Source organism: Sinorhizobium medicae (assembly GCF_007827695.1).
GTDB classification, from domain to species: domain Bacteria; phylum Pseudomonadota; class Alphaproteobacteria; order Rhizobiales; family Rhizobiaceae; genus Sinorhizobium; species Sinorhizobium medicae.
The window spans coordinates 1-25,558 of record NZ_VITA01000004.1; the positions used below are offsets into that span (position 1 = coordinate 1).

General features: G+C 61.8%; 23 protein-coding genes. 15 read left to right on the forward strand and 8 right to left on the reverse strand.

The annotated features are described in order from the left end of the window. Positions 1-196: 196 nt before the first annotated feature. The 7 genes from FB009_RS07690 to FB009_RS07720 all read right to left on the reverse strand — a co-directional run bounded on the left by FB009_RS07690 (position 197) and on the right by FB009_RS07720 (position 8,289). Positions 197-427, reverse strand: coding sequence for a formate dehydrogenase subunit delta (locus FB009_RS07690; RefSeq protein WP_012067107.1), 231 nt, complete (start codon positions 425-427; stop codon positions 197-199). A gap of 17 nt (positions 428-444) precedes the next feature. After that, positions 445-1,353: a formate dehydrogenase accessory sulfurtransferase FdhD gene (gene fdhD, locus FB009_RS07695; RefSeq protein ID WP_012067108.1), complete on the reverse strand. Its 909-nt coding sequence runs from the start codon at positions 1,351-1,353 to the stop codon at positions 445-447. 8 nt (positions 1,354-1,361) lie between these two features. Further along, positions 1,362-4,241, reverse strand: a complete 2,880-nt coding sequence (gene fdhF / locus FB009_RS07700; RefSeq protein WP_028054298.1) for a formate dehydrogenase subunit alpha — start codon at positions 4,239-4,241, stop codon at positions 1,362-1,364. An 82-nt stretch (positions 4,242-4,323) separates the two neighbouring features. After that, positions 4,324-5,880, reverse strand: coding sequence for a formate dehydrogenase beta subunit (locus tag FB009_RS07705; RefSeq protein WP_012067110.1), 1,557 nt, complete (start codon positions 5,878-5,880; stop codon positions 4,324-4,326). Beyond that, positions 5,877-6,356, reverse strand: a complete 480-nt coding sequence (locus FB009_RS07710) for a formate dehydrogenase subunit gamma (RefSeq protein ID WP_012067111.1) — start codon at positions 6,354-6,356, stop codon at positions 5,877-5,879. The genes FB009_RS07705 and FB009_RS07710 overlap by 4 nt, the downstream gene beginning before the upstream one ends. A gap of 176 nt (positions 6,357-6,532) precedes the next feature. Beyond that, positions 6,533-7,429, reverse strand: a complete 897-nt coding sequence (locus FB009_RS07715) for a LysR family transcriptional regulator (RefSeq protein ID WP_012067112.1) — start codon at positions 7,427-7,429, stop codon at positions 6,533-6,535. Between the two features lie 89 nt (positions 7,430-7,518). Beyond that, positions 7,519-8,289, reverse strand: a complete 771-nt coding sequence (locus FB009_RS07720) for an SDR family NAD(P)-dependent oxidoreductase (RefSeq protein WP_012067113.1) — start codon at positions 8,287-8,289, stop codon at positions 7,519-7,521. 168 nt (positions 8,290-8,457) lie between these two features. On the opposite strand from FB009_RS07720, the gene FB009_RS07725 reads away from it, so the two are divergent. The 11 genes from FB009_RS07725 to FB009_RS07775 all read left to right on the forward strand — a co-directional run bounded on the left by FB009_RS07725 (position 8,458) and on the right by FB009_RS07775 (position 21,453). Continuing rightward, complete coding sequence (locus tag FB009_RS07725; protein ID WP_012067114.1) at positions 8,458-9,222, forward strand: DeoR/GlpR family DNA-binding transcription regulator; 765 nt, start codon at positions 8,458-8,460, stop codon at positions 9,220-9,222. Between the two features lie 127 nt (positions 9,223-9,349). Continuing rightward, positions 9,350-10,861 (forward strand): glycerol-3-phosphate dehydrogenase, encoded by a 1,512-nt coding sequence (glpD, locus tag FB009_RS07730; RefSeq protein WP_012067115.1) that lies wholly within the window; start codon positions 9,350-9,352, stop codon positions 10,859-10,861. Positions 10,862-10,902: 41 nt separating this feature from the next. Next, positions 10,903-11,973 (forward strand): ABC transporter ATP-binding protein, encoded by a 1,071-nt coding sequence (locus FB009_RS07735; RefSeq protein ID WP_012067116.1) that lies wholly within the window; start codon positions 10,903-10,905, stop codon positions 11,971-11,973. A gap of 22 nt (positions 11,974-11,995) precedes the next feature. Beyond that, positions 11,996-13,066, forward strand: a complete 1,071-nt coding sequence (locus tag FB009_RS07740; RefSeq protein WP_012067117.1) for an ABC transporter ATP-binding protein — start codon at positions 11,996-11,998, stop codon at positions 13,064-13,066. Between the two features lies 1 nt (position 13,067). Further along, positions 13,068-13,934 (forward strand): carbohydrate ABC transporter permease, encoded by an 867-nt coding sequence (locus FB009_RS07745; protein ID WP_012067118.1) that lies wholly within the window; start codon positions 13,068-13,070, stop codon positions 13,932-13,934. A gap of 20 nt (positions 13,935-13,954) precedes the next feature. Beyond that, the gene (locus tag FB009_RS07750) at positions 13,955-14,779 is read left to right on the forward strand and encodes a carbohydrate ABC transporter permease (protein ID WP_012067119.1); all 825 of its coding nucleotides are present in this window, start codon (positions 13,955-13,957) and stop codon (positions 14,777-14,779) included. A 13-nt stretch (positions 14,780-14,792) separates the two neighbouring features. Then, entirely contained in the window at positions 14,793-15,212 is a 420-nt protein-coding gene (locus tag FB009_RS07755; protein WP_012067120.1) for a DUF2160 domain-containing protein, read from the forward strand. A gap of 80 nt (positions 15,213-15,292) precedes the next feature. Beyond that, a complete protein-coding gene (locus FB009_RS07760) occupies positions 15,293-17,017 on the forward strand; it encodes an ABC transporter substrate-binding protein (RefSeq protein ID WP_012067121.1) in 1,725 nt (574 codons plus the stop codon). A gap of 261 nt (positions 17,018-17,278) precedes the next feature. After that, entirely contained in the window at positions 17,279-18,751 is a 1,473-nt protein-coding gene (locus FB009_RS07765; protein ID WP_020487369.1) for a nucleobase:cation symporter-2 family protein, read from the forward strand. A gap of 184 nt (positions 18,752-18,935) precedes the next feature. Next, positions 18,936-20,420 (forward strand): nucleobase:cation symporter-2 family protein, encoded by a 1,485-nt coding sequence (locus tag FB009_RS07770; RefSeq protein WP_012067122.1) that lies wholly within the window; start codon positions 18,936-18,938, stop codon positions 20,418-20,420. 127 nt (positions 20,421-20,547) lie between these two features. After that, positions 20,548-21,453, forward strand: a complete 906-nt coding sequence (locus tag FB009_RS07775; protein WP_012067123.1) for a DMT family transporter — start codon at positions 20,548-20,550, stop codon at positions 21,451-21,453. A 5-nt stretch (positions 21,454-21,458) separates the two neighbouring features. Here the strand turns inward: FB009_RS07775 and FB009_RS07780 are convergent, their stop codons facing one another. Next, positions 21,459-21,887 carry a Fur family transcriptional regulator gene (locus FB009_RS07780; RefSeq protein WP_012067124.1) on the reverse strand — a complete coding sequence of 143 codons (429 nt, stop codon included), beginning with the start codon at positions 21,885-21,887 and terminating at the stop codon, positions 21,459-21,461. Positions 21,888-22,008: 121 nt separating this feature from the next. Here FB009_RS07780 and FB009_RS07785 point away from each other — a divergent pair, with 121 nt between their 5' ends. From FB009_RS07785 to FB009_RS07800, 4 genes are read left to right on the forward strand one after another with little or no spacing between them, the layout of a single operon-like run. Next, positions 22,009-22,914, forward strand: a complete 906-nt coding sequence (locus tag FB009_RS07785) for a metal ABC transporter substrate-binding protein (protein ID WP_012067125.1) — start codon at positions 22,009-22,011, stop codon at positions 22,912-22,914. Continuing rightward, positions 22,911-23,846 (forward strand): manganese/iron ABC transporter ATP-binding protein, encoded by a 936-nt coding sequence (locus FB009_RS07790; RefSeq protein WP_012067126.1) that lies wholly within the window; start codon positions 22,911-22,913, stop codon positions 23,844-23,846. The genes FB009_RS07785 and FB009_RS07790 overlap by 4 nt, the downstream gene beginning before the upstream one ends. Further along, entirely contained in the window at positions 23,843-24,700 is an 858-nt protein-coding gene (locus FB009_RS07795) for a metal ABC transporter permease (protein ID WP_012067127.1), read from the forward strand. The genes FB009_RS07790 and FB009_RS07795 overlap by 4 nt, the downstream gene beginning before the upstream one ends. Further along, a complete protein-coding gene (locus FB009_RS07800) occupies positions 24,697-25,554 on the forward strand; it encodes a metal ABC transporter permease (RefSeq protein WP_018012716.1) in 858 nt (285 codons plus the stop codon). Before FB009_RS07795 ends, FB009_RS07800 begins: the two co-directional genes overlap by 4 nt. The last annotated feature ends 4 nt before the right edge of the window (positions 25,555-25,558 follow it).

The following is a 25,558-nucleotide window of genomic DNA, read 5'->3' on the forward strand; positions in this document are numbered from 1 at the left end:
CAGCACACGGTCTTTAAAGACCAGGATTCCGACGGCCTTCCGCCCGCACCCATATAAGCACAGTTTCGACACACAGGATTCCTGTGACGAGCACATGAATGAGGGGAATAGGTGCAGCGATACCGCGCAACCCGAACGCGCCGCTCTCCCTGCCAATACCGCAAAGCACGAAGGGGACGAGCCTTCCTGAAGTGCCTTAAACCGCTTCCGGACGACGGATTTTCTCAGCCGCCTCGAGCACCAGCGGGTTCAAACCTTCACCGCCATGCGCGATATGCTCGAAGAGTTTGCGGCGCATGCGCGGCTCCCAATATTTGTTGATATGCGTCGCCACGCCATCGGCCGCCCCTGCCGCCGGCTGAGTCAGGAAGAAGGTGGCAATCTGGTTCGCCATATAAATGAGCTTGGCGTTCGGGTTTTCAGACATGGGCGAATTGCTCCGATTCAGAATAGCGGTGCGCGGGCGGATAAGGACGCAGGCACCTCGTCATGGCGAGCGATGCGCTCCGCATGGGTGAAGATTTCAAACTCGTCACCGCGGACAAGCGCAATGAGGGTCATGCCCGCCCCCTCCGCCGTGCGGATCGCGAGCGCCGTGGGTGCGGAAATGGCGATGATCACCGGGCTTCCGGCGATCGCGGTTTTCTGCACCATCTCGACCGAGACGCGCGAGGTGACGACGACTGCGCCTTGAGCGCCCCTGAACCCGGCGCGGGCGGCCGCTCCGGTGAGCTTGTCCAGCGCATTATGGCGACCGACATCCTCGCGAACCGCGATCAGCCCGCGCCCCGGCACATAGAAGGCAGCACCGTGGACGGCGCGTGTCTCGAAATGCAGCGGCTGCTGACCATTGAGAAGCGCGACTGCGTCCACCACGTCCTGCTCGGAAAGGCGAAGCAGCGAGCCGGAGACGTCCGGCGTCGGGCGAACGGCCTCGTCGATCGACTCTATACCGCAGAGGCCGCAACCGACCGGCCCGGCCATGTGGCGACGCCTGAGGCGCAGAGCGTCGTTCTGCTCGTCCTTGAGCCTGATCTGCAGGTCGATGCCCTTCTCCTCGGCAACGATGTCTATGTCGTCTATCTGTTCGGGACCGGTGATGATCCCTTCAGTGAGGCTGAAGCCGGTGGCGAAATCCTCGAGGTCGGCGGGCGTCGCCATCATCACCGCATGAGTCGAACCGCCATAGGTGAAGGCAACCGGCATTTCCTCGGGCACCACCCGCGATTGCGCGACGAAGATACCGCCGCGCCGTGCAGCCTCGGCAACCGTCGCCGTCGTTCCTGGTCGGGGCGCGCCGCCGGCGCCGGCCGGAACAACCGTTGGAGAGGTCGAAACGCGCTTGCCCGCCATGCCCGATCCTATTCCGCCGCCTCCAGCTTGCCGGCGATGCGACGCGACTGGCGCGCCTGCTCATCATAATCACGCTGCCAGTCGGAGGGGCCGTTCGACGGCGAGACCTGCACCGCCGTCACCTTGTATTCCGGGCAGTTGGTCGCCCAGTCGGTAAAGTCGGTGGTGATCACGTTCGCCTGCGTCGAGGGGTGATGGAAGGTCGTATAGACGACGCCAGGTGCGACTCGGTCGGTGATCAGCGCGCGGAGCGTCGTGTCGCCCGAGCGGCTGGCGAGCCTGACCCAGTCGCCGTCGCGAATGCCGCGCTGCTCGGCGTCGTGCGGATGGATTTCCAGCCGGTCTTCCGCATGCCAGACGACGTTCTCCGTGCGCCGCGTCTGGGCACCGACATTGTACTGGCTGAGAATACGGCCGGTCGTCAGAAGCAGCGGGAAGCGGGGGCCGGTTCTCTCGTCGGTCGCCACATATTCGGTGCGGATGAACTTGCCCTTGCCGCGTACGAAACCGTCCACATGCATGATCGGCGAGCCGAGCGGCGCCTTTTCGTTGCACGGCCACTGCACCGAGCCCATCTTGTCCAGATAGTCGTAGGAGACCATGGCAAAGCTCGGCGTCGTAGCGGCGATCTCGTCCATGATCTCGGACGGATGACGGTAATTCCAGGCAAGCCCCATGGCTTGCGCCATCTTCTGCGTCACCTCCCAATCGGCATAGCCGTTCTTCGGCCGCATGACGCGCCGGACGCGGTTGATGCGGCGCTCGGCATTGGTGAAGGTTCCGTCCTTTTCGAGGAAGGTCGAGCCCGGCAGGAAGACATGAGCGTAGTTCGCCGTCTCGTTGAGGAAGAGGTCGTGCACCACGACGCACTCCATGGCGGCAAGGCCGGCCGCGACGTGCTTCGTGTCGGGGTCCGACTGCAGAATGTCCTCCCCCTGGACGTACAGGCCCTTGAAGGTGCCCTCGACGGCGGCGTCGAGCATGTTGGGAATGCGCAGTCCCGGCTCGTGGTTGAGCTTCACGCCCCAGAGCTTTTCGAAGATCTCGCGCGTTGCATCGTCCGAAATATGCCGGTAGCCGGGAAGCTCATGTGGGAAGGAGCCCATGTCGCAGGAGCCCTGGACGTTGTTCTGGCCGCGCAGCGGATTGACGCCAACGCCCGGCCGGCCGATGTTGCCGGTGAGCATGGCGAGGTTCGCGATCGCCATCACTGTCGTCGAGCCCTGGCTGTGCTCGGTGACGCCAAGGCCGTAATAGATCGCGCCATTGCCGCCGGTCGCGTAAAGCCGCGCGGCTCCGCGCACCAGATCGGCCCGAACGCCGGTATAGGCCGCGGTCGCTTCCGGGCTGTGATGCGGCTCGGCGACGAAGGCTGCCCAGTCCTCGAATTCCGACCAGTCGCAGCGCTCGCGGATGAAGGCTTCGTTACCAATACCCTCGGTGACGATGACATGCGCCAGCGCGGTCAGGATGGCGACGTTGGTACCTGGCTTCAGCGGCAGATGGTAGGACGCTTCGACATGGGCCGAGCGGACGAGGTCGATCCGGCGCGGATCGATGACGATCAGCTTGGCGCCCTGGCGCAGCCGCTTCTTCAGCCGCGAGGCGAAGACCGGATGACCGTCGGTCGGGTTGGCACCGATGATGACCGCAACATCCGTGTGCTCCACGCTGTCGAAATCCTGCGTGCCGGCGGAGGTGCCGAAGGTCTGGTTGAGGCCGTAGCCGGTCGGCGAATGGCAGACGCGGGCGCAGGTGTCGACATTGTTGTTGCCGAAACCGGCGCGCACCAGCTTCTGCACCAGAAAGGTCTCCTCATTGGTGCAGCGCGAAGACGTGATGCCGCCGACGGAATCACGGCCGTACTGGTACTGGATCCGGCGGAACTCGGAGGCGACATGGGCGAAAGCTTCCTCCCAGGTGACCTCGCGCCAGGCATCGGTGACCTTCTCGCGGATCATCGGATTGAGAATGCGGTCCTTGTGGTTGGAATAACCATAGGCAAAGCGGCCCTTTACGCAGGAATGGCCGCGGTTCGCCTGCCCGTCCTTCCATGGCACCATGCGCACCAGCTCCTCGCCGCGCATCTCCGCCTTGAAGGAGCAGCCGACGCCGCAATAGGCGCAGGTGGTGACGACAGAATGCTCGGGCTGGCCGATTTCTATCACCGATTTTTCCGTCAGCGTCGCGGTCGGGCAGGCCTGAACGCAGGCGCCGCAGGAAACGCATTCGGAGGAGACGAAGTCCTCGTTCATGCCGGCCGATACGCGTGAATCGAAGCCACGGCCGCTGATCGTCAGCGCGAAAGTTCCCTGCACTTCCTCGCACGCCCGCACGCAGCGCGAGCAGACGATGCACTTCGCCGGATCATAGGTGAAATAGGGGTTCGATTCGTCCTTCGGCATCCATTTGGCGTTGATTTCGCCATTGTTGCGCGCCGTCACATGGTTCTCGCCGTCATAGCCGTAGCGCACATCGCGCAGGCCCACGGCGCCAGCCATATCCTGCAGCTCGCAATCGCCGTTGGCTGCGCAGGTAAGGCAGTCGAGCGGATGGTCGGAAATATAGAGTTCCATGACGCCGCGGCGGACATCCTTCAGCCGCTGTGTCTGCGTCGAAACGCTGATGCCTGCCGAAACCGGCGTCGTGCAGGAGGCCGGCATCCCAGCGCGCCCATCGATTTCGACGAGACAGAGCCGGCAGGAGCCGAAGGCATCCATCATGTCGGAAGCGCAAAGCTTCGGCACCTCGATGCCCGCTTCCATTGCCGCGCGCATGATCGAGGTGCCTTCCGGCACGGTGATCTCGCGTCCGTCGATCGTCAGCGTCACCAGCTTTTCGGATTTGGAAGCAGGAGTGCCGTAGTCGATTTCATGAATGAGAGACATTAGCGGGACTCCTGAGAAATTACGTTCGGGGCGGATGCGATAGCCGGCTCTGTCAAGGTTCCGTGTGCCATGGCCGCCATTATCATTCCGCAGCCTCCACCATCGGCACTGGTGAAAAATCCTCCGGGAAATGCGTCATGGCGCTCATCACCGGATAGGGCGTAAAGCCGCCGAGTGCGCAAAGAGAGCCGAACTTCATCGTGTTGCAGAGATCGGCAAGCAGCACTCGATTCTTTTCCGGCTCGATGCCGGCCGCGATCGCGTCGGCAACCTCGACACCGCGTATGGAACCTATGCGGCAGGGCGTGCACTTGCCGCAGCTCTCTATGGCGCAGAATTCCATGGCGAAACGCGCCTGCTTCAGCATGTCGGCCGTGTCGTCGAAGACGACGATGCCGGCATGACCGATAAGCCCGTCCCTGGCGGCGAAGGCTTCGTAGTCGAATGGCGTATCGAACAGCGCCCGTGGGAAATAGGCGCCAAGCGGACCGCCGACCTGCACGGCCTTCACGGGTCTGCCGCTCGCGGTGCCGCCGCCGATCTCGTCGACGATCTCGCCAAGCGTCAGGCCGAAAGCGGTTTCGAAAAGCCCGCCATGCCTTACATTGCCGGCGATCTGCAGCGGGATCGTTCCGCGCGACCGGCCCATGCCGAAATCGCGATAGTAGCCGGCACCCTTGTCGAGAATCACCGGTACGGACGCGAGCGAGATGACGTTGTTGATGACGGTCGGGCGATCGAAAAGGCCCTTATGCGCCGGCAGCGGCGGCTTGGCGCGCACCAGTCCGCGCTTGCCTTCGAGGCTGTTCAGGAGCGAAGTCTCCTCGCCGCAGACATAGGCGCCGGCGCCGGTGCGAACCTCCATATCGAAGGCATGCGCAGAGCCGAGCACAGAGGTGCCGAGCACACCGGCGGCCCGGGCGATCTCGACCGCTGCGCTCATCACCGCGATCGCATGCGGATATTCCGAGCGCGTATAGATGTAGCCCTTGGTTGCGCCAGTCGCGATGCCGGCGATCGCCATGCCCTCGATCAGCACGAAGGGGTCGCCTTCCATGATCATACGGTCTGCGAATGTGCCACTGTCACCCTCGTCGGCATTGCAGACGATGTATTTCCGCGCACCCGGCGTTTCGAGCACGGTCTTCCATTTGATCCCGGTCGGGAAGCCGGCACCGCCGCGGCCACGAAGACCGCTTTCCGTGACCTCGGCAACGATCGCCGCAGGCTGCATGACGACTGCTCTTTCGAGGCCGCGCAGGCCTCCATGAGCCCGATAATCATCGAGCGAGAGCGGGTCGATGACACCGCAGCGGGCAAAGGTAAGCCGCGTCTGTCGCTTGAGGAACGGAATTTCCTCGGTCTTGCCGAGACAGAGCGGATGCGCACCACCCGAAGTCAGCCCGGCATCGAAAAGCGAGGCCACGTCGCCCGCTTTCACCGGCCCGTAGGCGACGCGCCCATCGGCCGTTTCGATTTCGACCAGCGGCTCCAGCCAGTGCATGCCGCGAGAGCCGTTGCGGACGATCGTGGCGTCGAGCGCGCGAGCGGCGATCTCGCCGGAAATCGCCTCCACCACGCTTTCGGCGCCGAGCGCCAAGGCTGCTGCATCCCGGGGAATAAAGATTCTTACAGTCATTGGCGGGCCTCCGCGACCAGCGCGTCGAGCACCGCCTCATCGAGCCGCGCATGAAGCTCGCCGTCGAGCATCGCCGACGGCGAGCAGGAACAGAGCCCAAGACAGTAAACGGGCTCGAGCGTGACGGCGCCATCCGGCGTCGTCTCGTGGAAATCGATCCCGAGAAGCGCCTTGGCGCGCTCGGCAAGCCGGTCGCCGCCCATCGACTGGCAGGCTTCGGCGCGACAGAGCTTGAGCACATGGCGTCCGGCCGGGTGCTCGCGGAAATCGTGATAGAAGGTGACGACGCCATAGACTTCGGCGCGCGACAGATTGAGCTCCTGTGCGATCACCGGCAGGCTCTCCTCAGGCACGTAGCCGAACTCGTCCTGAATCTCGTGCAGAATGGGAATAAGCGGGCCTTCGAGCCTCTTGAGTTCGCCGACGATCGCCAGCGTCCGTTCGGTCACGTCTGCGCGCGGCAGATGGATATTCACTGAAGGAGCCCTCCCGGCTCGCGGCCGCATTGGTCAAGTTTTCTCGACCGTCGTCGCGCCGCTGTCTCAACCAATTGGCAAAGATCGGAGATTTCACGCTCTTTGCCCAGGAAATAAGCTTCGCGCGTATGCTTCCACGGGTCAATAAGGCTGTTCCGTTGGTCGATAGGAAATTTCTATTGAGCTTTATTGCGCTCACCGAGCATGCGCGCCTCATGCAGCAGTGCGGAGACCAAGGGCGTGAACGGCTCACGATAGGTGGCGACCAGCCCGACCGTATGATGGACGTCCGGATCGACAATCGGTATCATCCGGATATCCTCGTGAAAGCCGAATGATTTCGCTACGTTAAAAGGCATGATGCTCGCCCATCGTCCGGTTCGGACATGGGAGAAGAGCACGATCATCGAATTCGATTCGAGTGTAGGGCTCGGGACCGCACCGGCCTCTGCAAAGTGCTGGTTGATGATGCGGCGGTTCTGCATATCGGCCGTCAATAGACAAAGCCGAATGCCGCTCACTTCCTTCCAGGTCACGCTTTCGCGATCCGAAAGGGCCGTGTCGGCGGCCGTAACCAGATGATATTGCTCGATCTGCAGCGGCACGCTCGTTACCCGGCCGAGCGGCTCATTCTCGAGATAGGTCAGGCCGGCATCGATCTCGAGGTTTTCGAGTAGCGCCAGTATCTGCAGCGATGTGGTGGAAAGGACGGAGAAAGTGACGTCCGGATGCTTCTCCTGGAACGGTGCGGTTATCATCGGCACCATGGAGAGTGTCGTCGGTATTGCGGCGAGGCGGATATGACCCGACAGACCTTTTCGGGCTGCACGCATCTCTTCACGCATCGTACGGGTGTCGCTGACGATCCGCCGTGCCCATTCCAGCACCCGCTGCCCTTCGGGTGTCAGCCCCTGGAAACGTGATCCGCGATTGACCAGGATGACGCCGAGCTGTTCTTCAAGCTGACGGATCGCCGCCGAAAGCGTCGGTTGCGTCACGCCGCACTCCTCCGCCGCCCGGCCGAAGTGCCGCTCCCGGGCAAGTGCGAGAAAGAATTCCAGCTTGTCGATCATGACCGGCTCACTCAGTGCACGCGTTTTTGCCCCTCACCCCCGCAGGCGGGGAGAAGGCACCGGCAGGCGGATGGGGGGCGGACGCGCGCTCAAGCGATGAGCTGCCCACCGTTCACCTCCAGAACCTGGCCGGTGATGTAACCTGAAAGCGCGTGCGAAGCGAGGAAGAGGTAGGCTGGCGCGCAATCCTCGGCCATCCCCAGCCGACCTAGCGGAATCGTCTTACGCGTCGCCTCGAGCTTCTCCGGCGTCGAATAGCGTTCGTGGAAATCCGTCGCGATCGTGCCGGGCGAGACGCAGTTGACGCGGATGCCTTCCGGCGCAAGTTCGCGCGCCAGAGCCTTGGAATAGGTGGAAACGAAGGCCTTGGTGGCGGAATAGATCGAAGAGCCGGGACTGCCGCCCGCGCGTGCCGAGATGGAGACGGTGTTGACGATCGCCGGGTGCGTGCCCTTGCGCAGGAGCGGTAACATCGTCCGGGTCATCTCGACCACCGAGGTCTGGTTGAGCTTCACGACAGTGCGGTAGTCGTCGTCGGTGAGTTCGCCGGCCGGAAAACGACCGACCATCGTGCCGGCATTGTTGACGAGAACGTCGACGCTGTCGAAACGGCTCCTCACCGCGTCGGCAAGGCTCTCCACGCCCCCGTCCGAAAGGAAATCCGCCGCCGTGAGGAATGCCCTGCCCTCTGCCGCTGCAAGATCGAGAAACTCCGGGCGGTCGGATGCGATCGTCCGCCCCAGATGCACCAGAACACGGGCACCGCAATCCAGGAACTGCCGCGCGACCTCGAGGCCAATGCCCCTCCCGCCGCCGGTAACCACCACGTTCATGCCCTTGAACAAGGCCGGATGATACATTCTCTTTCGCCCTCCCGTACCGTTCCGACTGGCGCGTCCGCAAGGATTACAGCGCATATCGGGTGTAAGCCGCAATGAAAATCGAACGTGTTGGATATGCCCAAACACAAATTGCGCCACTTTCGTTTTTGCATATTATGAAAGAAAACGAAAAGCGAGGGGCGTTGAATGTACCTGACCGAACGACAGGCGGAGATCCTGGAGCTGGCGAAAGCGGAGGGCCGCGTACTGGTCGAAGACCTCGCCCAGCGTTTTTCGGTGACACCCCAAACGATCCGCAAGGATCTGAACGATCTTTGCGATGCAAGAGTTTTGAACCGCATCCATGGCGGCGCCATCTTTCCGAGCGGCAAGGAAAACGTCAAATACGAATCTCGCCGCCAGATCGCAGCGGCCGAGAAGCAGGCGATCGGACGCGCCGCGGCTAGCCTCATTCCGGACAATTCCTCGCTGTTCATCAATATCGGCACGACAACGGAAGCGGTCGGAGAGGCACTTCTCGACCATCGGGAACTGATGGTCATCACCAACAATATAAACGTCGCCAACAGGTTGCGTGTGTTCCCCACGATCGAAGTGGTTATTGCCGGCGGGGTCGTACGCGGTTCGGACGGCGGCATCGTCGGGGAGGCCGCCGTCGATTTCATCAAGCAGTTCAAGGTGGATTTCGCGGTGATCGGCGCCTCGGCGATCGACCCGGATGGCGCGCTTCTGGACTTCGACTACCGCGAAGTGAAAGTGGCGCAGGCGATCATCGCCAATGCCCGCCATGTCATCCTGGTTTCGGATTCGACGAAATTCGAACGCACGGCGCCGGTGCGTATCGGTCATATCTCACAAGTGCAAACCTTCATTACCGATCGCTGCACCGTTGAAAATGTTCGCAAAATCTGTGCGGACCGGGATGTGCGGCTGCTGGAGACCGAGACTTGATCCGCCTTGGAACGCAAGGATAGTGTCGCCCAAACATTCGTTTGACATTCGAAATATTTTCGCTTTAACTGTTTTCACTTTCGCGATTGCGTGGAATTGTGCGTTGCGAAAAGTGGAGGGGAACAGAGTGTCAGAGCAGGCGATCTTCGACGTCTTCGTCATAGGCGGCGGCATCAACGGATGCGGCATTGCGCGTGATGCGGCCGGTCGGGGATATTCCGTCGCGCTTGCGGAGATGAACGATTTCGCCTCGGGAACGTCTTCCGGCTCGACCAAGCTCATCCATGGCGGCCTGCGCTATCTCGAATATTATGAGTTCCGCCTCGTACGCGAAGCCTTGATGGAGCGCGAAGTCCTCTGGGCGATGGCGCCGCATGTCATTTGGCCGATGCGGTTCGTTCTGCCTTTCCACAAGGGCGGCCCACGGCCCGCCTGGCTGATCCGTCTCGGCCTCTTCCTCTACGACCATATTGGCGGCCGCAAGCGCCTGCCGGCGACAAGCACTCTTGACTTGACCCGGGATCCGGCCGGCGTGCCCTTGAAGCGCCTCTTCTCCAAGGCTTTCGAATATTCGGATGGGTGGGTCGACGATGCCCGCCTCGTGGTCTTGAACGCACGCGATGCCGCCGATCGCGGCGCGCGGATCATGGCCCGTACCCGCGTCGTCTCAGCACGGCGCGCATCCGGACGTTGGACGATAGAGATCGAGGATGTCACGACGGGAGCGCGCGAGACGCTGGGCGCCCGCATGCTCGTCAATGCCGCAGGTCCCTGGGTGGACCGGATTCTCTCCGAAGCCGTCGGAAAGAAGGACGTCCGCAATGTCCGCCTCGTCCAGGGCAGCCATATCGTCTTAACGAAAAAGTTCGACGATACGCGGGCCTATTTCTTCCAGAACCCGGACGGGCGGATCATGTTCGCCATTCCCTACCAGAACGATTTCACACTCATCGGAACGACAGATCACGATTTTGCCGGCAATCCGGCGGATGTGCGCATCAGTGACGCAGAAATCGACTATCTCTGCGCGGCGGCGAGCGAATATTTCAAAGATCCGGTCACGAGGGACGATATCGTCTGGACCTATTCCGCCGTTCGTCCCCTTTACGACGACGGCGCGAGTAAAGCCCAGGAAGCGACCCGCGACTATGTGCTGCGCGTCGAGAACGGCGATGCGCCGCTGCTCAATGTCTTCGGCGGCAAGCTCACCACCTACCGGCGGCTTGCGGAATCGGCTCTGGACAAGATCGGCGAGGCTATTGGCGCCAAGGGCGGGAAATGGACCGCCGGATCGCATCTTCCCGGCGGCGACTTCCCGGCGACAGGCTATGAAGACGAGGTGGAAAAGCTCAAGTCGCGCTATCCGTTTCTGGCTGCCTCGCATGTCCGCCGGCTGGTGCGGCTCTATGGGAGGCTTGCGGCGCAGCTTCTCGGCAACGCCGCAAGCGAGGCCGATCTTGGAAGGTACTTCGGAGCGGATCTCTACGCGGCGGAGGTGGATTGGCTCATCGGACGGGAATGGGCGTTGGGCGCGGAAGACGTGCTTTGGCGCCGAACGAAACTGGGACTGAAGTTTTCGCGGGCGCAAATCGCGGAACTGGAGGAATATATCCGGGCAGCGGCCAACGCCGCCGCCTGAGATACCACGGCTGAACCGCCGGTGGCTGGGTGGAGAATTCAATGCTTGAAATGAAGAACATATCCAAGGTCGTGGGGGGCGAGATGCACATCCACCCGACCGACCTTGTGCTGGAGAGGGGGTCGCTGAACGTGCTGCTCGGCCCGACGCTCTCCGGCAAGACGTCGCTGATGCGGCTGATGGCCGGTCTCGACAAGCCAGCCTCCGGTTCGATCCATCTCGACAATGCGGACGTTACCGGCGTTCCGGTTCAGAAGCGCTCGGTTGCCATGGTCTACCAGCAGTTCATCAACTATCCCGCGATGACGGTATACGAGAACATCGCCTCGCCTATGCGGATCAAGGGCGCCGACGCCGCCACCATCGACCGCGAAGTGCGCAAGGCGGCGGAACTTCTGAAGCTTACGCCATATCTCGACCGCACGCCTCTCAACCTGTCCGGCGGCCAGCAGCAGCGCACGGCGCTTGCGCGCGCCATCGTCAAGAACGCCGATCTGGTGCTGCTCGACGAACCGCTTGCGAACCTCGACTACAAGCTGCGGGAGGAATTGCGCGAAGAGCTGCCGAAGATTTTCTCCGCATCAGGCGCGATCTTCGTCTATGCGACGACCGAGCCTTCCGAAGCGCTTCTCCTCGGCGGCAACACCGCCACGATGAGCGAGGGAAGGATCACCCAGTTCGGCCGCACAATCGACGTCTATCGCCAACCTGTCGATATCGTTACGGCACGTACATTTGCCGATCCGCCGCTCAATACCATCGACCTCCTGAAGAGCGGGTCGCATTTCGCGCTCGAAGGCAAGCCCGTGCTTCCCGTTCCCGTGCATCTCGGCGCCGTCGCCGACGGCCCCTGTACCGTCGCTTTCCAGCCACACCACCTTTCTTTCGACCCGCCGAACGGCAGCGACCAACCACTTGCCGTCAAGACGGCGATCTCGGAAATCACCGGGTCCGAGAGTTTCATTCACGTCGCGTTCGCGGGCGCCCGCTGGGTCATGCTCGCGCCCGGCATTCACGAGATCGAACCGGACGCAACCCTCAGAGTCTTCGTCGACACGCGCCACCTTATGGCCTTCGGGCCGGACGGCAGGGCGGTCGGCGGAAGGGCCTGAGGAAGGCGTCGGGGAGGAAACCATGGCACGCATCAATCTCGAACACATCCGCCACGCTTACGGCGCCAAGCCGAAGTCGGAGAGCGATTATGCGCTGAAGGAAGTACATCACGAGTGGAACGACGGCGGCGCTTACGCATTGCTCGGGCCCTCCGGCTGCGGCAAGACCACGCTGCTCAACATCATATCGGGGCTGATCAACCCCTCCGAGGGCCGCATTCTCTTCGACGGCACGGACGTGACGCATCTGACGACGCAGCAGCGCAACATCGCCCAGGTGTTTCAATTTCCGGTCATCTACGACACCATGACCGTCTACGACAATCTTGCATTTCCACTGCGCAACCGCCGTGTGCCGGAGACCGAGGTCGACCGCCGCGTCAAGGAAATCCTTGAAATGACCGGGCTCGTCAGTTGGGCGAAGAAGACTGCGCGCGGGCTGACGGCCGACCAGAAGCAGAAGATTTCGCTCGGCCGCGGCCTCGTGCGCTCGGACGTCAGCGCCATTCTCTTCGACGAGCCGTTGACCGTCATCGATCCGGAAATGAAATGGGTCCTGCGCTCACAGATCAAGCGGCTGCACAAGCAGTTCGGCTTCACCATGGTTTATGTGACACACGACCAGACCGAGGCGCTCACCTTCGCCGACAAGGTCGTTGTCATGTATGACGGCCAGATCGTTCAGATCGGCACGCCGGCCGAACTCTTCGAGCGCCCACGCCATACCTTTGTCGGCTATTTCATCGGCTCTCCGGGCATGAACGTGTTGCCGGCCGAGATCGCCGGCAGCACGGCCTCCATCGGCGACCAGAGGATCGCGCTGGATTTCCGGCCTGAGGTCAAGGCCGGCACGAAGACCGAGCTTGGCATCCGGCCGGAATTCATCTCGCTCGGCCGCGAAGGCATGCCGGTTGCGGTCACCAAGGTCGAGGATATCGGCCGCCATAAGGTGGTGCGTGCCCGCTTCGCCGACCGGCCGATCTCGATCATCGTCGACGAAGACGGTGAGATTCCCGCGGAGCCGCGTGTCACCTTCGATCCGAAGGCAATCAATATCTACGCCGATTCCTGGCGCGTCGGCGGGGAGGCCTGATATGGAAAAGACCTGGAACAACAAGGCCTGGTTCATGGTCCTGCCGGTGCTGGTGCTTGTCGCTTTCTCGGCGGTGATCCCGCTGATGACCGTCGTCAACTATTCGGTACAGGACACTTTCGGCAATAACGAGTTCTTCTGGGCCGGAACCGACTGGTTCCTGGATGTGCTCGAATCCGACCGGTTCTGGGACGCACTCACGCGCAACCTGATCTTTTCGGCAATCATTCTCTCGATAGAAATCCCGCTCGGCATCATCATCGCGCTCAACATGCCGAAGAAGGGCATCGGCGTGCCGATCTGCCTCGTTCTGATGGCGCTGCCGCTGCTCATTCCGTGGAACGTCGTCGGCACTATCTGGCAGGTCTTCGGCCGCGTCGACATCGGCCTGCTCGGACGCACGCTCGCCTCGCTAGGCATCAATTATAATTACGTGCAGAACCCGTTCGACGCCTGGGTCACGCTGATCGTCATGGATGTCTGGCACTGGACAAGCCTGGTCGTGCTGCTCTGCTATGCCGGTCTGGTCTCGATCCCCGACGCCTATTACCAGGCCGCCAAGATCGACGGCGCCTCGCGCTGGTCGGTCTTCCGCTACATCCAGCTTCCGAAGATGAAGCGTGTGCTTCTGATCGCTTTCCTGCTGCGCTTCATGGACAGCTTCATGATCTACACGGAACCCTTCGTCGTGACCGGCGGCGGTCCCGGCAACTCGACCACCTTCCTGTCCATTGATCTGGTCAAGACGGCGATCGGCCAATTCGACCTCGGCCCGGCCGCAGCCCTCTCGATCATCTACTTCCTCATCATCCTGCTCTTGTCGTGGATCTTCTACACGGTGATGACCACGAGCGACGCGCAAGGCTGAGAAAGGCGGGAGGAGACATCATGATGACCAACAAGCAACCACTTTCGCAGCGCCTCTCCTGGCTGGTGCCGACACTCTATATCGTTTTCCTGCTCCTGCCGATCTACTGGCTCGTCAATATGAGCTTCAAGGAGACGAGCGAGATCCTCAGCACCTTTTCGCTATGGCCGCAGAATCCGACGCTCCGGAACTACACGGTGATCTTCACCGATCCTTCCTGGTACAACGGCTACATCAACTCGATAACCTACGTGGTTCTGAACACCATCATCTCGGTCACGGTGGCGCTGCCGGCCGCCTATGCCTTCTCGCGCTACCGATTTCTCGGCGACAAGCATCTGTTCTTCTGGTTGCTCACCAACCGGATGGCGCCGCCGGCGGTTTTCGCTCTGCCCTTCTTCCAGCTCTATTCCGCCTTCGGCCTGATCGACACGCATATCGCTGTGGCCATCGCGCACTGCCTGTTCAACGTGCCCCTTGCCGTCTGGATCCTGGAAGGCTTCATGTCCGGCGTGCCGAAGGAGATCGACGAGACCGCCTATATCGACGGCTATTCCTTCCCGCGCTTTTTCGTGAAGATCTTCGTGCCGCTGATCGCCTCCGGCATCGGCGTCGCGGCCTTTTTCTGCTTCATGTTCTCGTGGGTCGAGCTCCTGATCGCCCGCACGCTGACGACAACGGATGCCAAGCCGATCGCCGCGACCATGACACGCACGGTCTCGGCCTCCGGGCTCGACTGGGGCGTGCTGGCCGCCGCCGGCGTGCTGACGATCATCCCGGGCGCGCTCGTCATCTATTTCGTTCGCAACTACATCGCCAAGGGCTTCGCCCTTGGTCGGGTCTGAAAAGGAGGGTCTGATGGCAGCCATTGCCGCTCGCAACAACCGCTGGCCCGTCGCACTTGCCGCCGTACTCATCGTCTACCTTGGCGCCGCGGGCCTGCTTTTCTCGCTTCTGCCGGTGAAGGACGGCGAGCGCGACTGGTTCGCGCCGCTGGTCCCGGGAGGCTGGATGGCCTGGTCTTTCCCGACCGCCATGTTCTTTCTGACGATCTTCGCGCTCCTGTCGCTGATGGCCGTCTGGGAATATGCCCGGCCCGGCGGCAATCCCAGGGTCGGCATCCTGCGCTTCGAGACGACACGCGGCGACCGGCTCTTCGTATCGCTTCTCGGAAGCGCATTCATTCACCTCGCCTGGCTGGGGCTGGTCGGCGCAAATCTCTGGTGGGCCGTCGCCCTCTCGGTGATCTATGCGGTCGGCGTCTTCCGCTACGTCTGAGGAATGGAATGAAGGGCGCTCCCCACAGGCGCCCTTTTAGACTGCAAGGCAACGCAATCGCAAAACCCAGGGAGGAATTGATGCGACGGCACCTTTTGACAACGACGGCGGCCATGCTGCTGGCTTTCACCGGCTCGGCCTTTGCCGGCATGGACGAGGCAAAACAGTTTCTGGACAAGGAAGTCGGCGACATGTCCTCGCTCGACCGCGCTGCCCAGGAAGCGGAAATGCAGTGGTTCGTCGATGCGGCGAAACCCTTTGCGGGCATGGAGATCAAGGTCGTCTCCGAAACGATCACCACCCACGAATATGAATCGAAGGTGCTGGCCCCGGCCTTCACTGCGATCACCGGCATCAAAATCACCCATGACCTGATCGGCGAAGGCGACGTTGTCGAAAAACTGCAGACGCAGATGCAGTCGGGCGAAAACGTCTATGACGCCTACATCAACGACAGCGACCTGATCGGCACCCACTGGCGCTACCAGCAGGCGCGAAGCCTGACCGACTTCATGGCGAACGAGGGCAAGGACGTCACCAATCCCAACCTCGACATCGACGACTTCATCGGCAAGTCCTTCACCACGGCTCCGGACGGCAAGCTCTACCAGCTTCCCGACCAGCAGTTCGCGAACCTCTACTGGTTCCGCTACGACTGGTTCAACGACGAGAAGAACAAAGCGGATTTCAAGGCGAAGTACGGCTACGATCTCGGCGTTCCCGTCAACTGGTCGGCCTACGAGGACATCGCCGAGTTCTTCACCGGCCGCGAAGTCGACGGCAAGAAGGTCTATGGCCACATGGACTACGGCAAGAAGGACCCGTCGCTCGGCTGGCGCTTCACCGACGCTTGGCTCTCGATGGCCGGCAATGGCGACAAGGGCATTCCGAACGGCAAGCCGGTCGACGAGTGGGGCATCAAGGTCGACGAAAACTCAAGACCCGTCGGATCCTGCGTTGCACGCGGCGGCGATACCAATGGCCCGGCATCCGTCTATGCCATCCAGAAATATCTCGACTGGATGAAGGCCTATGCACCGGCCGCTGCTCAGGGCATGACCTTCTCGGAATCTGGCCCCGTTCCATCGCAAGGTGAGGTCGCCCAGCAGATGTTCACCTATACGGCCTTCACCGCCGATTTCGTGAAGGAAGGCCTGCCAGTCGTGAACGAGGACGGTACGCCGAAGTGGCGTTTCGCTCCGAGCCCGCATGGCGTCTACTGGAAGGAGGGCATGAAGCTCGGCTATCAGGACGCCGGTTCCTGGACGCTGCTTAAGTCGACGCCGGACGATCGCGCCAAGGCCGCGTGGCTCTACGCGCAGTTCGTGACCTCGAAAACGGTAGACGTGAAGAAGAGCCATGTCGGCCTCACCTTCATCCGTCAATCGACGCTCGACCATCAGAGCTTCACCGACCGTGCGCCGAAGCTCGGCGGTCTGATCGAGTTCTACCGTTCGCCGGCCCGCCTGCAGTGGTCGCCGACCGGAACGAACGTCCCTGACTATCCGAAGCTGGCACAGCTCTGGTGGCAGGCGATCGGCGATGCTTCTTCCGGTGCGAAGACCGCACAGGAGGCCATGGACTCGCTCTGCGCCGAACAGGAAAAAGTGATGCAGCGTCTCGAGCGCGCCGGAGTCCAGGGCGAAATCGGGCCGAAGCTCGCCGATGAGCACGACCTCGAATACTGGAACGCGGAAGCCGTCAAGGCCGGCAACCTCGCACCGCAGCTCAAGGTCGAGAACGAGAAGGATAAGCCGGTCACCGTCAATTACGACGAACTGGTCAAGAGCTGGCAGACCAACTGATTGACATGCGCCGCCCGATCCGACGGGCGGCGCCGCTTTCCGGGGAGATGCGGTACCGGGGCTGGAAACAGCCCCGTTTTTTATTCCGAAAGCTGATCGGAAGGGGGTGCGCCCCGCTCGCCGCTCCGGCCGGCATTACCGCCCATCACGCGAAAACTGTTTCCGCCATTTCAGTAAGGCGGCGCCTCACGGCCGCTGCCATTATTTGCGAACGTCTTCGTAAGACGTGGATTACATGCAAAGGTATTGGAGGAGCTTACCTTGGCAATCAATGCAGAGGAACCCGTAGCATCAACGCGCCCGGAGGATGAGAAGCTCGGCATCGGCGCCAATCTGGCCTATGGCCTGCAACACGTTCTGACGATGTATGGAGGCATCGTCGCCGTTCCCCTTATTCTCGGCCAGGCGGCAGGCCTTGATCCCGGCGAGATCGGACTGCTTATCACGGCATCCTTATTTGCCGGCGGCCTCGCCACCATATTGCAGACCATCGGCCTTCCCTTTTTCGGAAGCCAGTTGCCGCTGGTACAGGGCGTCTCCTTTTCCGGCGTGGCGACGATGATCGCCATTTCCGGCAATGGGGGCCTTCAGTCCGTGCTCGGAGCCGTCATCGCCGCCTCCCTGATCGGGTTGTTGATCACCCCCGTATTTTCGAGGATCACGCGCTTCTTCCCGCCGCTCGTCACCGGCATCGTCATTACGACCATCGGCCTGACGCTGATGCCGGTCGCCGCGCGATGGGCGATGGGCGGCAATAACAGCTCTCCGGATTTCGGCAGTCCCGCCAATATCCAGCTTGCGGCCGTCACACTCGTCGTCGTGCTCCTGCTCAGCAAGCTCGGAAGCGCGGCCATCTCCCGGCTCTCGATCCTGCTCGCCCTGATCATCGGCACGATCATAGCCTGGTTCGCCGGCATGGCGGATTTCTCGCAGGTCACCGAAGGTCCTCTTTTCGCTTTTCCGAAGGTGTTTCACTTCGGCTATCCGACTTTCGAACTTGCGGCGATCGCTTCGATGTTCATCGTCATCATTGTGACGCTGGTCGAGACATCGGCGGACATTCTGGCAGTCGGCGAGATCATCGAGACGAAAGTGGATTCGCGCCGGCTCGGCGATGGCCTCAGGGCCGACATGCTGTCGAGTCTGATTGCACCGGTCTTCGGCTCCTTCACCCAGAGCGCCTTTGCCCAGAACGTGGGGCTCGTTGCGGTAACCGGGGTCAAGAGCCGTTATGTCGTTGCCATGGGCGGCCTGTTTCTCGTCACGCTCGGCCTTCTGCCGGTCATGGGCCGCATCGTCGCGGCGGTTCCAAGTTCCGTGCTCGGCGGCGCCGGCATCGTGCTCTTCGGCACGGTCGCGGCGAGCGGCATCCGCACGCTGTCGAAAGTCGACTACGTCAACAACATGAACCTGGTCATCGTCGCGACTTCCATCGGCTTCGGGATGATCCCGATTGCCTCGCCGACGTTCTACGAGCATTTCCCGGCCTGGGTCGAGACGATCTTTCATTCCGGCATCAGCTCCGCCGCGCTGATGGCGATCAGCCTCAATCTGATCTTCAACCATATGACCGCCGGAAACTCGGACCAGCAATCGGTCTTCGTCGCCGGCACCGAGCGAACGCTGCGTTACCAGGACATCGCACGGCTGCACGACGGGGATTACTTCCTCAACGGCAAGCTCTACGACGCCAAGGGTATCGAAGTGCCGGTGATTGCTGCGGAAGCGCATTGACCGCGACAATCCGTACTGGTCAACTGGCGCAAACGCGATCCGGACCTCTGAGCGTCCGGATCGGCGGCGCGCCGATTACGCCGGAAAACCGGAAAGTGTTTCCGATTCTCCCTCCCTTGCGACATGCGCCCGCCGCACGAAAAGTCTCCGTTCCCGTTGGAGGACGGGGAATGGAGGAGGAACCATGAACGACGCATCCAGCATACATCCCGTGGACGAGCGCCTGCCGGTCGGCAGGCTTGCAACGCTCGGGATACAGCATGTTCTTGTCATGTATGGCGGCGCGGTCGCCGTTCCGCTGATCGTCGGACGGGCGCTGCAACTGAGCCCGGAAGACGTCGCCTTCCTGATTTCGGCGGATCTCTTCGTCTGCGGCATCGTCACCATCATCCAGTCGCTCGGACTGACGAGAGGCATAGGCATTCGCCTCCCCGTGATGATGGGCGTCACCTTTGCCGCCGTCGGCCCCATGGTCTCCATGGCGGCCATGACACCGGGGATCGACGGGGCCAGAACGATCTTCGGCGCGATCATCGGTGCAGGGCTCGTTGCGCTTCTGCTCGCGCCCGTCATGGGGCGCCTTTTGAAGTTCTTCCCGCCCGTTGTCACCGGCACGATCATTCTCGTCATCGGGGTGACCCTGATGCGCGTCGGCGTCAATTGGATATTCGGCAATCCCTTCGGCCCGACCGCGCCGAAACTCGTGGATCCGGCCCATGCGCAATGGCTGGCGGAATTGAAACAGCTCGCCACGGCAGGCGGATCTGCCGTGCCGGACGGGCTCGTCCTCGGTGCGACGATACCGAACCCGATCTATGCCGAACCGAGCCATGTGGCGCTTGCCGCCTTCGTTCTGGTCTCCATTCTCGTTGTGGCGCGCTTCGGCAAGGGTCTCATCAGCAACATCGCTGTTCTGATCGGCATCGCGGTCGGATGCGTAGCGGCGGCTATGCTCGGCATGATGCACTTCGATCGTGTGGCGAGCGCCGGCTGGTTCGCCGTCGTGACGCCCCTGCGCTTCGGCACGCCCATTTTCGATCCGGTGCTGATTGCCACGATGTCGCTCGTCATGGTCGTGGTGATGATCGAATCGACCGGCATGTTCCTGGCGCTCGGCGAGATGACCAATCGTGAAGTGACGCAGCAGCAACTGACCGCCGGGCTGCGCGTGGACGGCCTTGGCACCGTTATCGGCGGCCTCTTCAACACCTTTCCCTATACGAGCTTCTCGCAGAATGTGGGGCTCGTCGGCGTCACCGGCGTCAAGAGCCGTTACGTGTGCGTCATGGGCGGCATCATCATGATCCTGCTCGGACTCGTTCCCAAGATGGGCGCGCTGGTCGAGGCCGTTCCGACATTCGTTCTCGGGGGAGCCGGGCTCGTAATGTTCGGCATGGTGGCGGCAACTGGTGTCAGGATTCTCTCCACGGTCGACTTCAAGTCCTCGCGCAACAACCTGTTCGTCGTGGCCGTTTCCGTCGGATTCGGGTTGATCCCGATGATTGCTCCGAACTTCCTGATGTGGATGGCGCATGCGCTCCACCCGATCATCGAGTCCGGCATCGTCCTCGCGGCCATCTCGGCCATCGTGCTCAACGCCTTCTTCAACGGCCTCAGTCTCGAGCGTTCCGCTTGCGTCGAGGCCGCGCGGATGGCAGACGGGCATTGATCAAAGGACAATCTCCCGTGGCCCAGGGCCACGGGAGATTGTCACACTTCGATCGGCACCGAAGCATTGCGGCAGCTCCGGGCGGTAGGAATGGTCCGATGACAACGATTCACAAGGACACCTCGTCATGGACAGGCCGCGTCTCGCGCTCGAACTGCTTTTGCTCGTCGCCCTCGCAACACTCTGGGGCGCCTCGTACACCTTCATCAAGATCGGCGTCGAAACCATCCCGCCGGTGACGCTGATTGCCGCACGCACGCTGCTTGCCGGCGCGATCCTTCTGGCACTGATTGCATGGCGCGGACTGAAATTGCCGCGGGACAGGGCGACATGGAGAAAGTTCCTGTTCCAGGCCTGCCTCAACAGCGTCATTCCCTTCACTCTGATCGCCTGGTCGGAGCGCACGATTGATGCCGGCGTGGCGGCCATCCTCAACTCCACGACCCCGATCTTCGCCTTTCTTCTGACGGCGTTGATCACCCGCCACGAGCCCGTCACCCCGCGCAAGTTCATAGGCGTCCTTGCTGGCCTCACAGGAATAGGGCTGATTATCGGCCTTGAGGCTTTCCGGGGCATCGGCGATCAGCTCATCCCACAGCTTGCCGTGGTGCTTGCGACCCTTTGCTATGCCGGCGCGGCCATTTTCGGAAAGAGTTTCAAAGGTCTCGATCCGATGATGCCCGCCTGCGGATCTCTCCTCGCAGGTGCGGCCCTGCTCATCCCGGCGAGCCTGGTGGTCGATCGGCCCTGGATGCTCGATCCCTCCCGGGAGTCGCTGATCGCTCTCCTCTGCCTGTCGGTCTTCTCGACAGCGCTCGCCTTCGTCATCTATTTCCGCCTGATCCATACACTCGGCTCGGTCGGCGCGACGGCCCAGGCCTATGTGCGCGTTCCGATCGGCGTTGCCATCGGAGTGGTCTTTCTGGGGGAAACGCTTTCGACCACCGCGTGGCTCGGCCTCAGCTGCGTCATCGTCGGCGTCGCCGCGATGACGATCCCCTCACGGCCCGTGATTGCCACCCTCAAAGGGTAATCGGCTCAATCCTTGCGCTTCCGGCAATAGAGTTCCAGCCGGTGGCGCACAAGATCGTATCCGAGTTCGGCGGCAATTTCGGCCTGCAGCTGCTCGATCTTGTCGGAGCGGAATTCGATCACCGCACCCGTTTCTATGTCGATCAGGTGATCGTGATGCGGCGCGTCCGCCGTCTCGAAGCGGGCCGTCGCATTCTCGAAAGCATGCCGCTGCACTACCCCTTGTTGCTCCAGCGCCGAAAGCGTCCGGTAGACCGTCGAGAGCGAGACGGTCGCGTCGATTTCCTTGGCCCGCCGGTGCAGCTCGCTGGCATCCGGATGGTCCTCTGCCTCGGCCAGGATCTTCAGAATTGCGGCGCGCTGACGGGTGACGCGCACGCCGCCATCCCGCAGAATTCCTTCCAGTTCCTCGACCCGATTCTTGCTCTGCTTCATCCGGCGACACTAGCCAAGGGCGTGCCTCTTGAAAATAGCCAGTTGCAAATGCTTCTCATTTGCATTGACTTATGCAGACCATTCACCTACCCCTATTATGGTTCGCAAAGAGGAGAGCCGAATGATTCAATCAACGAGGCGCATGATCGTAGCGGCAGCAGCGGCAATGGCCGTCTGTTCCATCATGCCGGCGGCGGCCCCGGCAGCGGAAAAACTCAAGGCAGTCACCACCTTCACGGTCATCGCCGATATGGCGCAGAACGTCGCGGGCGACGTCGCAGTGGTCGAATCGATCACCAAGCCCGGCGCCGAGATCCATAATTATCAACCGACGCCGCGCGATATTCTCAAGGCCCATGATGCCGACCTTATTCTCTGGAACGGGCTGAATCTCGAGCTCTGGTTCGAAAGATTTTTCCAGAACTTCGACGACGTTCCGGGGATCGTCGTTTCGCAGGGTGTCGAGCCGATGGGCATCGCCGAAGGCCCCTATACCGGCAAGCCAAACCCGCATGCATGGATGTCGCCGTCTGCCGCGCTGGTCTATGTCGACAACATCCGCGACGCCTTCGTGAAATACGATCCTGCGAACGAGGCGGCCTATAAAGCCAATGCCGAGGCTTACAAGAAGAAGATCGAGGCGGCCGTGGCACCGATCCGCGCTCAGCTCGACGGGATTCCGCTGGAAAGGCGGTGGCTCGTTTCCAGCGAGGGCGCCTTCAGCTATCTCGCCCGTGATTTCGGCCTGAAGGAGCTTTATCTCTGGCCGATCAATGCCGACCAGCAAGGGACGCCACAGCAGGTGCGCAAGGTGATCGACGCGGTTCGGGCCAATAATATCCCCGTCGTCTTTTCCGAGAGCACCATCTCGCCCGATCCGGCAGAGCAGGTCGCGCGGGAGACGGGTGCAAAATACGGGGGCGTGCTCTATGTCGACTCCTTGAGCGAGGCCGACGGGCCCGTTCCGACCTATATCGATCTGCTGCGCGTTACATCGGAAACGATCGCGAAAGGCTTGTCGCAATGAATCTTCAGGAAATGGCCCGCGCCAATCCGAAAGCAGCTCCGGAAGAGGAAGGGAGCGGCATTCGCGTCAGCGGAGCCACGGTGACCTACCGCAATGGTCATCGGGCATTGCGCGATGCCTCCTTCAAAATCCCCACCGGCACGATCGCCGCCCTTGTCGGCGTCAACGGCAGCGGCAAGTCGACGCTCTTCAAGGCGATCATGGGCTTCGTGCGGCTGGCGAAGGGCGACATCTCCATCCTGGGAATGACGGTCCCGCAGGCATTGAGGCAGAACCTCGTCGCCTATGTGCCGCAGGCCGAAGAGGTGGACTGGAACTTTCCGGTTCTCGTCGAAGACGTGGTGATGATGGGCCGTTACGGCCGCATGAACATGCTGCGCATCCCGAAAAAGGCCGATCACAACGCTGTCGAAACGGCGCTGGCAAGGGTCGGCATGAGCGAATTCCGCAAGCGCCAGATCGGCGAGCTGTCCGGCGGCCAGAAGAAGCGGGTCTTCCTGGCCCGGGCGCTTGCCCAGGACGGTCGCGTCATTCTTCTCGACGAACCTTTCACGGGGGTCGACGTGAAAACGGAGGATGCGATCATCCGCCTGCTCGTCGCGCTTCGCGAGGAGGGGCGCGTGATGCTCGTCTCCACGCACAATCTCGGCAGCGTGCCGGAATTCTGCGACCGCGCCATCCTCCTGAAGAATACCGTGCTCGCCTATGGGCCGACGGAAACCACGTTCACGCGCGAAAACCTGGAACTCGCCTTCGGCGGCGTACTGCGTCACTTCGTGCTTGGCGGCGAGAATCTCCACGACGATGCCGACCCGCGCCAGCTCTCGGTCATCAGCGACGACGAGCGCCCGCTCGTCATGTATGGCGCCCGCGACCGAATGGTCGCCCAGCCGGCAAAACCGGAACCAGACTCCGAGGCGGACTCCGAATGATCGCCATGCTCGCCGAGCCGTTCTCCTATAGCTATATGGTCAATGCCATGTGGGTCAGTGCGCTCGTTGGCGCGGTCTGTGCCTTTCTGTCAGCCTATCTCATGCTGAAAGGCTGGTCGCTGATCGGCGATGCGCTCTCCCACTCGATCGTGCCGGGAGTTGCCGGCGCCTATATGCTCGGGCTCCCTTTCTCGCTTGGCGCCTTCTTCTCCGGTGCGCTGGCCGCGGCGGCAATGCTGTTCCTGAACCAGCGCACGCGGCTGAAGGAGGACACGATCATCGGCCTGATCTTCACCTCCTTCTTCGGGCTCGGCCTGTTCATGGTCTCCCTCTCGCCAACCTCGGTGAATATCCAGACGATCGTGCTGGGCAACATACTCGCAATAACGCCGGCCGACACCGTACAGCTTGCCATCATCGGCATCGTCTCGCTGCTGATCCTGTGGGCGAAGTGGAAGGATCTGCTGGTGACCTTCTTCGATGAAAGCCACGCCCGTTCGATCGGCATCAACACCACCTTTCTCAAAATTCTCTTCTTCACGCTGCTCTCGGCCTCGACGGTAGCGGCGCTGCAGACGGTCGGCGCCTTTCTGGTCATCGCCATGGTCGTAACCCCCGGCGCGACCGCCTATCTCCTGACCGACCGTTTCCCGCGGCTGATCTTGATCAGCATCGTCATAGGGGCACTGACGAGCTTCTTTGGAGCCTATGCGAGCTACTTCCTGGACGGCGCCACCGGCGGCATCATCATCGTGCTGCAGACGCTGATCTTCCTGTTCGCCTTCGTGTTCGCCCCCAAACACGGGCTGCTCGCCGCCCGCCGCCGCTCAACGGAAGCTCTGGAGACCGCATGATGCCATCGCTCGACATGCTCCTTGCGGTCTTCGAGTTCGAGTTCATGCGCAACGCGCTGCTGATCTCGGTTCTGGTCGCGATCCCCACGGCGATGCTCTCATGCTTCCTGGTGCTCAAGGGCTGGTCGCTGATGGGCGATGCGATATCGCATGCGGTCTTCCCCGGCATCGTTATCTCCTACATCGCCGGCCTGCCGCTCGCCGTCGGTGCCTTTACCGCAGGCATGTGCTGCGCGCTTCTGACCGGCTATCTGAAGGAAAACAGCCGCATCAAGCAGGACACGGTGATGGGCGTCGTCTTTTCCGGGATGTTCGGTCTCGGCCTGGTGCTCTACACCAAGATTCAGAGCGACGTGCATCTCGACCACATCCTCTTCGGCGACATGCTCGGCATCGGCTGGGGCGACATATTCGAAACCGGCCTCATCGCGCTTCTGGCCGGCGGCATCCTCGGCCTGAAATGGCGCGATCTCCTGCTGCACGCCTTCGATCCGGCGCATGCCCGCGCCATCGGACTCAAGGTCGGTTGGCTGCACTACGGCCTGCTCGCGATCCTGTCGCTGACGATCGTTGGCGCGCTGAAGGCGGTCGGCCTTATCCTGGCGATAGCCATGCTGATCGCCCCCGGCGCTATCGCCTTTCTCGTCACCCGGACATTCGGCGCGATGCTTGCGGTTGCCGTAATGGTCGCCGTCGCCGCTTCTTTTTGCGGCGTCTACCTGTCCTTCTTCATCGACAGTGCTCCGGCACCCACCATTGTCCTTCTGATGACGGCTATATTCCTTCTCGCCTTCGCCTATTCCAGCTGGAGGACGGCCCGCGCCGAAGCCGAGCGGACAGGCGTGCTGGAATGACGTT